7 protein-coding genes and 2 rRNA genes (1 of these 9 cut by a window edge) are annotated in these 9,249 nt (G+C 42.6%); all 9 read left to right on the top strand.

The genetic code is table 11. The features are described 5' to 3' along the window. Window positions 1–2,212 (top strand): 23S ribosomal RNA (locus TTHT_RS07465); it begins 1,043 nt to the left of the window's first position. A 36-nt stretch (window positions 2,213–2,248) separates the two neighbouring features. Further along, window positions 2,249–2,364 (top strand): 5S ribosomal RNA (gene rrf / locus TTHT_RS07460). Window positions 2,365–2,619: 255 nt separating this feature from the next. Then, window positions 2,620–2,964, top strand: a complete 345-nt coding sequence (locus TTHT_RS07455) for an ArsR/SmtB family transcription factor (RefSeq protein ID WP_201327347.1) — start codon at window positions 2,620–2,622, stop codon at window positions 2,962–2,964. Then, window positions 2,964–4,262 carry a permease gene (locus TTHT_RS07450; RefSeq protein WP_201327346.1) on the top strand — a complete coding sequence of 433 codons (1,299 nt, stop codon included), beginning with the start codon at window positions 2,964–2,966 and terminating at the stop codon, window positions 4,260–4,262. Before TTHT_RS07455 ends, TTHT_RS07450 begins: the two co-directional genes overlap by 1 nt. Window positions 4,263–4,333: 71 nt before the next feature. Beyond that, window positions 4,334–4,579, top strand: a complete 246-nt coding sequence (locus tag TTHT_RS07445) for a thioredoxin family protein (RefSeq protein WP_201327345.1) — start codon at window positions 4,334–4,336, stop codon at window positions 4,577–4,579. A 1-nt stretch (window position 4,580) separates the two neighbouring features. Then, window positions 4,581–5,012 (top strand): nitrophenyl compound nitroreductase subunit ArsF family protein, encoded by a 432-nt coding sequence (locus TTHT_RS07440; RefSeq protein ID WP_201327344.1) that lies wholly within the window; start codon window positions 4,581–4,583, stop codon window positions 5,010–5,012. A gap of 4 nt (window positions 5,013–5,016) precedes the next feature. Further along, window positions 5,017–5,718, top strand: a complete 702-nt coding sequence (locus TTHT_RS07435) for an aromatic aminobenezylarsenical efflux permease ArsG family transporter (RefSeq protein ID WP_201327343.1) — start codon at window positions 5,017–5,019, stop codon at window positions 5,716–5,718. Window positions 5,719–5,964: 246 nt separating this feature from the next. After that, window positions 5,965–7,875 carry a 1-deoxy-D-xylulose-5-phosphate synthase gene (gene dxs / locus TTHT_RS07430; RefSeq protein WP_201327342.1) on the top strand — a complete coding sequence of 637 codons (1,911 nt, stop codon included), beginning with the start codon at window positions 5,965–5,967 and terminating at the stop codon, window positions 7,873–7,875. Next, on the top strand, window positions 7,872–9,245 hold the full coding sequence (locus TTHT_RS07425; protein WP_201327341.1) for a tryptophanase: 1,374 nt from the start codon (window positions 7,872–7,874) through the stop codon (window positions 9,243–9,245). Before dxs ends, TTHT_RS07425 begins: the two co-directional genes overlap by 4 nt. Window positions 9,246–9,249: the final 4 nt, after the last annotated feature.

Below are 9,249 nucleotides of genomic sequence, written 5' to 3'. Positions count from 1 at the left end.
CAGGTGATCTATCCTTGTCCAGGGTGAAGTTCCGGTGACACGGGATGGAGGCCCGAACCAATGTGGGTTGAAAACCGCTTGGATGAGGTGAGGATAGGGGTGAAAGGCCAATCAAACCTGGTTATAGCTCGTTCTCCCCGAAATAGCTTTAGGGCTAGCCTCACATGATGCCTTACGGAGGTAGAGATACTGGATGGACTAGGGGGCATACCAGCCTACCGAATCCAACCAAACTCCGAATGCCGTAAGGTTGCAATGTGGGAGTCAGACTGCGTGCGATAAGGTTCGTAGTCGAGAGGGCAAGAACCCAGACCGTTGGCTAAGGTCCCGAAGAGTGTACTAAGTGGGAAAGGATGTAGTGGTGCTAAGACAACCAGGAGGTTGGCTTAGAAGCAGCCATCCTTTAAAGAAAGCGTAACAGCTCACTGGTCAAGTGCCACTGCGCCTAAAATGGACGGGGCTCAAGTACACCACCGAAGCCACGGTACCGACGCAAGTTGGTAGGTAGGGGAGCGTACCCTAGGCCTGTGAAGTCGTGTTGTGAGACACGGTGGAGGTATGGGTAGTGACTCTGCCGGCACGAGTAGCGAAAACTCGGGTGAAAAACCCGGGCGCCGTAAGCCTAAGGCTTCCTGTCCAATGTTAATCAGGGCAGGGTTAGTCGGCCCCTAAGGCGAGGCCGAAAGGCGTAGCTGATGGGAATCCGGTTAAAATTCCGGAACCACCTAATGTTTCGAAGGGGTGACGCAGAAGGGTATGCCTACCCACTGATGGATTAGTGGGGTCAAGCGTGTAGGGTGTCCCGGCAGGCAAATCCGTCGGGATAGACCTGAGGCGTGATGACGAGTCGCTTATAGACGAAGTGGCAAATCCCCCGCTGCCGAGAAAAACCTCTAAGGTAAGGCATTAGGTGACCGTACCGCAAACCGACACAGGTAGGCGAGGAGAGAATCCTAAGGCGCTTGAGAAAACTCTGGCTAAGGAACTCGGCAAATTAGCCCCGTAACTTCGGGAGAAGGGGTGCTCTAAGTAGGTGAAACCTCACGCAGGTGGAGCCGAAAGGAGTTGCAGTGAAGAGGCCCAGGCGACTGTTTAGCAAAAACACAGCACTCTGCGAACTCGTAAGAGGACGTATAGGGTGTGACGCCTGCCCGGTGCCGGAAGGTTACGTGGAGGGGTTATCTCGACTTTGTCGGGAGAAGCTCCGAAACTAAGCCCCGGTAAACGGCGGCCGTAACTATAACGGTCCTAAGGTAGCGAAATTCCTTGTCGGGTAAGTTCCGACCTGCACGAATGGCGTAACGATCTGGGCACTGTCTCGGCCAGAGACTCAGTGAAACTGTAGTAGCGGTGAAGATGCCGCTTACCCGCAGCAAGACGGAAAGACCCCGTGGACCTTTACTACAGCCTGGTATTGGTATCTGGTACATCATGTGCAGGATAGGTGGGAGGCTGTGAAGCCGGGACGCCAGTCTCGGTGGAGCCGCCCTTGAGATACCACCCTTGATGTATTGGATACCTAACGGAGGGGAGTGAATCCTCCCCCCGGACAGTGACAGGTGGGTAGTTTGACTGGGGCGGTCGCCTCCTAAAGCGTAACGGAGGCGTGCGAAGGTTGGCTCAGGCTGATTGGAAACCAGCCGCAGAGTGCAAAGGCAAAAGCCAGCCTGACTGCGAGACCGACGGGTCGAGCAGGGACGAAAGTCGGCCTTAGTGATCCGGCGGTTCCGAGTGGAAGGGCCGTCGCTCAACGGATAAAAGGTACCCCGGGGATAACAGGCTGATCTCCCCCAAGAGTCCACATCGACGGGGAGGTTTGGCACCTCGATGTCGGCTCATCGCATCCTGGGGCTGAAGCAGGTCCCAAGGGTTCGGCTGTTCGCCGATTAAAGCGGTACGCGAGCTGGGTTCAGAACGTCGTGAGACAGTTCGGTCCCTATCTGCTGTGGGCGTAGGATACTTGAGGGGGCCTGACCCTAGTACGAGAGGACCGGGTCGGGGGTAGCGCTAGTGTACCGGTTGTTCCGCCAGGGGCAATGCCGGGTAGCTATCTACCACAGGATAACCGCTGAAGGCATCTAAGCGGGAAGCCGGCCCCAAGATAAGGTATCCCAATGAGGAACCTTGGAGACTACGAGGTTGATAGGCCGGAGGTGTAAGGGTGGTGACACCTTTAGCTGACCGGTACTAATCATCCCACTGGCTTGACCATAAATCCTGTTTTGCATTCTCTTGATTTAAGATATTGCCTGGTAGCCATACCGAGGGGGCCACACCCGTACCCATTCCGAACACGGTAGTTAAGCCCCTCAGGGCCGATGATACTGCGGCGTTTAGTCGTGGGAAAGTAGGTCGCTGCCAGGCTTTTTTATTTTATGAAAAAGGTAAAAATCCTTTTTTAAAAGATTTTAAATTCTAAATTCTGAATTCTTGATTAAGGTTAAACTTTAATTTAAAGAATCCCTTCCTCAATCCAACATTCAAAATCCAAAATCTAAAATCTAAAATTTATTAAATAGCTTGTCTCCTCTTTTTTCAGGATGGGGCAGTTTAATTTCTATATTTTTTTTCTTGACAGTAAATTAGTATTTGGTAATATTGCCAAGCAAGGGAGGTGTAATGGGTTCTAAAAAAACAAAGGCAGAAGAAATGGCAAAAGTAATGAAGGCATTAGGTCATCCAAGCAGGGCTCTTATTGTTTTAGAGTTAGGAGATGGGCCTCGGTGTGTTTGTGATTTAACTGAGTTGGTTGGGGCAGATATTTCAACCGTTTCAAAGCATCTTTCTATTTTAAAGAAAGTTGGAATTGTGGAGTCTGAGAAAAAGGGTTTAATGGTTTTCTACCAGTTAAAAAGTCCATGTATTTTAAATTTTTATTCGTGTGTTCATAAGGTTGCCACTAATAATAAAGAAAGTCACCAGATAGAAAAAATATCATCAGTGAATAATGTGGAGGATTTTTAATGAGTTTTAAGTCTGAAAAGTTAATTTTAATTCTAATAATAGTTTCTTTTCTTTTTTTATATTTTCTTCCCGTTGGCAATCCGAGGTTTGATAATGCAGTTTTCGAAGCAATGGCTCTTGCTAAATGGTATGCAAGGGAGCATGTCATTCTCTGTTTGATTCCCGCTTTTTTTATTGCAGGCGCTATTTCAGTTTTTCTAAGTCAGGATTCAGTAATGCGTTATTTAGGACCTGATGCCCCTAAATTAACTTCCTACGGTGTTGCCTCAGTTTCAGGAACAATTCTTGCCGTTTGTTCCTGTACAGTCCTTCCATTGTTTGCAGGAATTTACACCATGGGCGCAGGCCTTGGTCCCGCAACTGCATTTCTCTATTCAGGCCCAGCCATAAATATCCTTGCAATTGTTCTTACGGCAAAGGTTTTGGGGATGAAAATAGGGATTGCAAGAGCGATAGGGGCAATTTTGTTTAGTCTGGTTGTTGGTGGGCTTATGGCTTTTATCTTTAGAGATAGTGAGGAGAAAAGGCAGGCGGCACATGTTAAGAATGTTAATTCTGACGGCGGAAGACCGTTGTTGCATAACGCCTCTCTTCTTTTTGCAATGGTGGGAATTCTTGTTTTTGCAAACTGGGGAAAGGCTGATGATACAAGCAGTGTTTTTCATTTCCTTTATGTGTGGAAGTGGGTAATTACTTCTGTTTTTGCTGTGATTCTTGGTGTTATTTTAACAGTTTGGTTTGGTATCAAAGCCTGGAAGCTGTTGTTGACAGGTGTTTTAACAGTAATTGCCTGGCTTCTTTTCCCTGATCAGTATGCATGGATTTTTGTTGTTGCAACAGTAGGAGTAACTATCTCAGCTATGACAACTGAGGGTGAAATGAAGGAATGGATTAATTCTACATGGACTTTTGCTAAACAGATTTTGCCTTTGCTGTTGATTGGTGTTTTAATTGCTGGTTTTGCTTTTGGCCGTCCAGGTCATGAGGGGATAATTCCTTCAACATGGGTGTCTTCTCTGGTTGGCGGAAACTCTTTAACTGCTAATTTGTTTTCATCGGTGGTAGGTGCCTTTATGTATTTTGCAACATTAACTGAGGTGCCTATTTTACAGGGGTTACTTGGCAGTGGTATGGGTAATGGGCCTGCATTGGCTTTGCTTCTTGCAGGGCCGGCATTGTCTTTGCCAAATATGCTGGTAATAAGAAGTGTGTTAGGTACCAAAAAAACAATTGTGTTTGTTGCAATTGTGGTTGTTATGGCAACCATTAGCGGTATATTGTTTGGAATGTTTGTTTGAAAATTTGTAAATAAAAGGCTTAATCTAAGTTTATTTGCAGGTAAAAAGAAATTATAAGCAGGAGGTTTTAAATGATTGAGTTAAAAGTTTTAGGGACAGGATGTCCTAAATGTCGCCTTTTAGAAGAGAGGGCTATTAAAGCGGTTGAGGAGTTGGGCATCCCCTATGAGTTAAAAAAGGTTACAGATATTCGGGAAATTATGAGTCACGGTGTTATGATGACTCCCGCGCTTGTGGTTAATGGTGAGGTGAAATTTGTTGGGCATGTGCCTATGGTTAAAAAAATTCAGGAAGTTCTAAAAGAAACGGGAGTTTAATATGAAAAAGATTTTTGTAATGGTTATGGTTGTTTTAACAGCTTTCTCTTTTGCTTTAGCTAAGGGTACTATAAAGGGTGCTTCATCTTCTGTGAAAAAGCACTCATTTGTTTTATATTATTTTTACTCTTATCCAAGGTGTTCCACCTGTAAGGCAATTGAGGCAAATGCAGATTTTGTGGTTAAAGAGCATTTTAAAAAAGAATTGAAAAAAGGTGTTCTTGCCTGGAAGCCAGTTGATGTGGATAAGCCTGAAAATAAGCATTTTATCAAGGAGTTCAAGCTTTATACAAAATCCCTTGTATTAGCCAAAATTAAGAATGGAAAGGTTGTAAGGTATAAAATCCTTCAAAAGGTATGGCAAGTTGTCTATGAGCCTTATGAGTTTGAAAACTATATAGTTAACTCTGTAAAAAACTTTATGAAGGAATGAGTTAATGATTAGCAGTATGGTTGTAGCAGTTGCAACTGCTTTCTGGTTTGGGATTCTAACATCAATTAGCCCCTGTCCCCTTGCTACCAATATTGCTGCAGTATCATATATCAGCCAGGATATAGATTCCCCGATTAAAACAGCAATTAACGGTTTACTTTACACACTTGGCCGTACAATAAGCTATACAGTACTTGGGGTTCTCCTTGTTTCAAGCATTCTTGCAGTTTTTGATGTGGCGACCTTTTTGCAACAGCGTATAAATGAGGTGTTGGGTTTTATCCTAATTTTTGCCGGATTTTTATTACTGGACATAATTTCTCTTCCTGCATTTGGTGGGGATTTTCTTCAAAAATCCTCTAAAAAACTTGTGAAAATGGGAAGAATAGGGGCATTACTTTTAGGTGCACTTTTTGCATTGTCGTTTTGTCCAATTTCTGCGGCGTTGTTTTTTGGAAGCCTTATTCCCCTTGCAGCAAAATTTAACTCAGGAGTTATTTTTCCCGCAGCATTTGGAATAGGGACGGCTCTGCCTGTTCTTATTTTTGCAATAGGCATTGCTTTTGGGGCAAAGAGTGTTGGCAAGGCGTTTAATAAAATAACACAGCTTGAAAAATGGTTTCGGAGAGCAACAGGGGTTATTTTTGTTGGAGTAGGCGGTTATTATATTTATGTGTATTTAATTGTTCCAAAAATTTTACAGTAGAGTTTTTTTGCTTTGTTTTATTATAGTGTTAAAATTAAATTAATTGGGGGGACGGATGCCTGCCGAATTCTGGCATCTAATTACGCCTACCTTTTGGTAAAAATTATTTTTAATTCCGTCCCCTTTTACTTTATTAAACTCACAATGAAAACAGATTTTATCCTGTTTTAGTTATAACGCTTTGCAAATACAATTTAAATTTTATTGTGATATTATAGGAATGAAAAAACATTTCTGGAGTGTGCTATGGCTTACATTGAGAGGATAAATTCTCCTTATGATTTAAAAAAGATTGATAAGAAAGAGCTTGAAACTCTGGCAAAGGAGATAAGGGAGTTTATAATTGACTCTGTTTCAAAAACAGGGGGGCATCTTGCATCATCTTTAGGGGTTGTTGAAGCAACCATTGCCCTTCACTATGTTTTTGATTTTAAGAAAGACAGAATTGTCTGGGATGTGGGGCATCAGGCTTATGTTCATAAAATATTAACCGGGAGAAAAGATAGATTTCATACTTTAAGGAAGTTTAACGGGCTTTCCGGTTTTCCAAAGATTACAGAAAGCGAGTACGACCATTTTAATACAGGACATTCTTCAACCTCTATTTCTGCCGCCCTTGGAATGGCTATTGCAAGGGATTTAAACAATGAAGATTATCAGGTTATTGCATTTATAGGGGATGGCTCTCTAACTGCAGGGCTTGCTTTTGAAGGAATGAATCAGGCAGGGCATTTAAAGAAAAAGATGATGGTTATTTTAAACGACAATGATATGTCTATTGCCCCTAATGTTGGCGCTTTAAACGGATACCTTAACCAGATTCTTTCAGGCCAGTTTTACAAGAGGATGAGAGACAGGATTGAACACATTTTAAAGTCAATGGGGACAATAGGCACTCCAATGATTAAGATGGCAAAGGGGATGGAAGAGACAATAAAGAGGCTTTTTGTTCCTGGAATGCTTTTTGAAGAGTTGGGTTTTAAGTATGTTGGGCCTGTTGACGGACACGATATTGAAAAATTAATTGAGGTTTTTGAAAAGTATAAAGATTACGACGACCCTGTTTTAATTCACATAAAAACAAAAAAGGGGAAAGGGTATAAGTTTTCTGAAAAGATGCCTGAAAAATGGCACGGTATTTCCCCCTTTGACAGGGAGACTGGTGAGGTTTACAAATCATCAAAGGGTACTCCAAGCTACACTTCTGTTTTTGGAAAAACAATTATTGAGCTTGCTGAAAAAAATCCAGATATAGTGGCAATTACTGCTGCAATGCCCTCTGGCACAGGCTTAACTGAATTTGCAAAAAAATTCCCTGAAAGGTTTTTTGATGTTGGAATTGCAGAGCAACACGCTGTAACAATGGCAGGGGGGCTTGCAATTAAAGGTAAAAAGCCGTTTGTTGCAATTTACTCAACATTTTTGCAAAGGGCTTACGACCAGGTGATACACGATGTTTGCTTAATGAACCTTCCTGTTGTTTTCTGTATGGATAGAGGTGGTGTTGTTGGCGCTGACGGGGAAACACACCACGGGCTTTATGATATTGCCTATTTAAGGCCTTTACCAAATATTGTTATGATGGCACCAGCAGATGAAAATGAATTAAGACATATGCTTTATACAGCAAGCAAGCTTTCCTTCCCCTGTTCAATCAGGTATCCGAGGGGAAGTGCAGAGGGAGTTAATTTAGATAAAGAATTAAAAGAGATAAAGATAGGAAAAAGCAGGGTTTTAAAAGATGGAGATGATGCGGTTATCTTTGCTATTGGCTCAATGGTATGGAAGGCAAAGAGGGTTGCAGATAAACTTGAACAGGACGGCATATTTGTAAAAGTTGTTGACGCAAGGTTTATTAAGCCACTTGATGAAAGCGAGATTTTAAAATCTGCCGAAGAGTGTGGAGTGGTTGTAACAGCAGAAGAGGGAATTTTAAATGGCGGTTTTGGGAGTGCGGTTCTTGAATTGCTTCAGGATAACAACATTCTTGTGCCTGCTTTAAGGCTTGGAATTCCAGACAGAATTGTTCATCAGGGAAGCCCGGAAGAGTTGCTGGACGAGTTAAAACTGACTGAAACACACCTTTATTACAGAATTAAGGATTTTGTAAAACAGTACCGATACGCAAAAAAGAAAAATAGGGGGGAAATTGAATGAGCATTATAATTGAGCCTTTCAGAATTAAGGTTGTTGAACCAATAAGACAGACAACAGAGGAAGAGAGGGTTGAGATATTAAAGAATGCGCACTATAATCCTTTTTTAATTAAGTCAGACGATATATTGATAGATTTTCTTACAGACTCCGGTACAGGGGCAATGAGTGACAGGCAATGGGGTGCTTTAATGCAGGGGGATGAGTCCTATGCGGGAAGCAGAAGCTTTTTCAGGTTTGAATCAGTTGTAAAAAAAATAACAGGTTTTAAGCACATAATCCCCACACATCAGGGAAGGGCTGCAGAGAGAATTCTTTTTTCAATTATGGTGCAAAAGGGAGATATTGTTCCCAACAATACCCACTTTGATACAACAAGGGCGAATATTGAGTTCAACGATGCAGAAGCAGTTGACTTAGTAATACCTGAGGGGAAAATTCCAGAATTGGAGCATCCATTTAAAGGCAATATGGATTTAGAAAAGTTAGAAGAGTTGCTTGAAAAATACCACGACAGAATCCCCCTTGGAATGGTTACAATTACAAATAACTCAGGTGGTGGCCAGCCTGTTTCAATGGAAAATATTAGAGAGGTATCAAGGCTTCTCCACAAATATAATATGCCGTTCTTCATAGACGCCTGCCGTTTCGCTGAAAACGCATACTTTATCAAGTTAAGGGAAAAAGGGTATGAAAATAAATCAGTCCTTGAAATTGCTCAGGAGATTTTCTCTTATGCAGACGGATGCACAATGAGTGCAAAGAAGGACGGGCTTGTAAATATAGGCGGTTTTCTTGCAATGAATGACGATGAACTTGCAATGAAAGCAAGGACTTTGCTTATACTAACCGAAGGCTTTCCTTCCTACGGTGGGCTCGCAGGTAGAGACCTTGAAGCACTTGCAGTTGGTCTTGAAGAGGTTTTAAACGAGGATTATCTGAAATACAGGCTGAGAACTGCAGAGTATATGGGTGAGAGATTGCTTGATGCAGGAATAAGCATAATAAGGCCAACAGGGGGACACGCTGTTTACATTGACGCAAAGGCATTTTATCCTCACATTCCACCGTCACAGTTTCCAGGCCAGACTCTTGTTTGCGAATTGTATAAAAAAGGCGGTATTAGGGGTGTGGAGATTGGCAGCGTAATGTTTGGGAAAAAGGATAAAGAAACTGGAGAGGAGATTCCAGCACCAATGGAATTGGTAAGGCTTGCCTTTCCAAGAAGGGTTTATACCCAAAGCCATTTTGATTACGCTATTGAAAAGATTATTGAAACCTTTAAAGACAGAGAGAATGCAAAGGGGATGAAGATTACCTGGGAGCCTCCATTTTTAAGGCACTTTACAGCAAAGTTTGAGCCTGTTGAATAGGGGG

This window comes from Thermotomaculum hydrothermale, assembly GCF_016592575.1.
In the GTDB taxonomy this organism is placed as follows: Bacteria; Acidobacteriota; Holophagae; order Thermotomaculales; family Thermotomaculaceae; genus Thermotomaculum; species Thermotomaculum hydrothermale.
The sequence above is the reverse complement of the archived record's forward strand: the minus strand, read 5'-3'. Positions and strand labels throughout refer to the sequence as shown.

Bases quoted from the DNA above. Each gene is read 5' to 3' on its own strand.
- TTHT_RS07450 (WP_201327346.1), top strand. From the start codon at position 2,964: ATGAGTTTTAAGTCTGAAAAGTTAATTTTAATTCTAATAATAGTTTCT.
- dxs (WP_201327342.1), top strand. From the start codon at position 5,965: ATGGCTTACATTGAGAGGATAAATTCTCCTTATGATTTAAAAAAGATT.
- TTHT_RS07435 (WP_201327343.1), top strand. From the start codon at position 5,017: ATGATTAGCAGTATGGTTGTAGCAGTTGCAACTGCTTTCTGGTTTGGG.
- TTHT_RS07455 (WP_201327347.1), top strand. From the start codon at position 2,620: ATGGGTTCTAAAAAAACAAAGGCAGAAGAAATGGCAAAAGTAATGAAG.
- TTHT_RS07425 (WP_201327341.1), top strand. From the start codon at position 7,872: ATGAGCATTATAATTGAGCCTTTCAGAATTAAGGTTGTTGAACCAATA.
- TTHT_RS07440 (WP_201327344.1), top strand. From the start codon at position 4,581: ATGAAAAAGATTTTTGTAATGGTTATGGTTGTTTTAACAGCTTTCTCT.
- TTHT_RS07445 (WP_201327345.1), top strand. From the start codon at position 4,334: ATGATTGAGTTAAAAGTTTTAGGGACAGGATGTCCTAAATGTCGCCTT.